The sequence below is a fragment of the Acinetobacter sp. YH12117 genome, from assembly GCF_013418865.1.
Lineage (GTDB): Bacteria > Pseudomonadota > Gammaproteobacteria > Pseudomonadales > Moraxellaceae > Acinetobacter > Acinetobacter indicus.
In genome coordinates, this window is record NZ_VPBF01000095.1 from 1 (window position 1) to 1168 (window position 1168).

Genomic DNA, 1168 nt, shown 5'->3' on the forward strand with positions numbered 1-1168 from the left:
TACGTTGTCGGCAGCGGGCCAAAAAGGAATACGTCCATGCCCATCGAGGTGAAACCGGCTGTGAGCGCGGGTTCAAGCATATAGCCCGACAGGCGCGTATCCTTGCCGATCACGACACGATGGCGGTGGTCACCGCGACGAAAGACACGGCCAGCCGCCATGCCGACGCGCAAGGCGGTTTCCGCCGTCATCGCGCCTTCGTTGGCTTTGCCACGAATACCGTCTGTGCCGAAATATTTGCGCACCATAAGGTCGATTATCCTGTCGTCGGGTCGCCCTCAAAGGGGACATGCCTGCTGAACCGCGAATATAGAGAAATATCCCGAATGTGCAGTTAACGAATTCTTGCGGTTTCTTTCAGCGCCGCCAATACCGCCAGCCCGTCGCGCAAGGGGCGCGGCTCGTGTGTGCGGATGAAGTCAGCTCCACCTGCGGCGGCGGCAAGCTCTGCAGCGAGTGTCGCGGCCCCGACATCCCCCGGACCACGGCCTGTGAGCGCGCGCAGAAAGGATTTGCGCGAAACAGACAGAAGCACCGGCAAATCGAAGCGCAGCCGCAATTCATCGAACCGCGCCAGCACCGAGAGCGAGGTTTCGGGAGCAGCCCCCAGAAAAAACCCCATGCCGGGATCAAGGACAAGGCGGTTGCGTTTGATACCGGCACCCGTCAGCGCCGCGATGCGCGCGTCAAAGAACGCCGCAATGTGATCCATGATGTCGCCAGCGGGTGCCTCGCGCCGATCTGCCTGCCCGTCTTGCACCGAATGCATAACGACGAGTTTGGCAGATGATTTCGCCAATTGCGGATAGAACGCAGCGTCTGGAAAACCGCGAATATCATTGAGATAGGCCACACCACGCGACAAGGCATAGGCTTGCGTCGCGGGTTGATAACTGTCGAGCGAGACGGGAATGCCATCTGCCTTGAGCGCGTCCAGCACCGGCGCGATACGCGCGATTTCTGTGTCGGACGAAACAGGCGCGGCGTCGGGATTGCTGGATGCCGGACCGAGGTCGATCACATCTGCCCCCTCGGCCATCAGCTTACGCGCCTGCGCAATGGCTGCGTCTGGCGCCAGATACCGGCCTCCATCGGAGAAACTGTCCGAGGTTATGTTGACGATGCCGAAAATGATGAGCGATTTATTCATGGGGGCTTCTATAATAAT

General features: G+C 59.8%; 1 protein-coding gene and 1 pseudogene. Both read right to left on the bottom strand.

The annotated features are described in order from the left end of the window. Positions 1-248, bottom strand: a pseudogene (glmM, locus tag FTU55_RS14950) (phosphoglucosamine mutase); the annotation flags it as partial. A gap of 86 nt (positions 249-334) precedes the next feature. Further along, positions 335-1150: a sulfonamide-resistant dihydropteroate synthase Sul2 gene (sul2, locus tag FTU55_RS14955; RefSeq protein WP_001043260.1), complete on the bottom strand. Its 816-nt coding sequence runs from the start codon at positions 1148-1150 to the stop codon at positions 335-337. Between the last annotated feature and the right edge of the window lie 18 nt (positions 1151-1168).

Coding starts and splice junctions, on each gene's coding strand:
- sul2 (WP_001043260.1), bottom strand. CDS start 1,150: ATGAATAAATCGCTCATCATTTTCGGCATCGTCAACATAACCTCGGAC.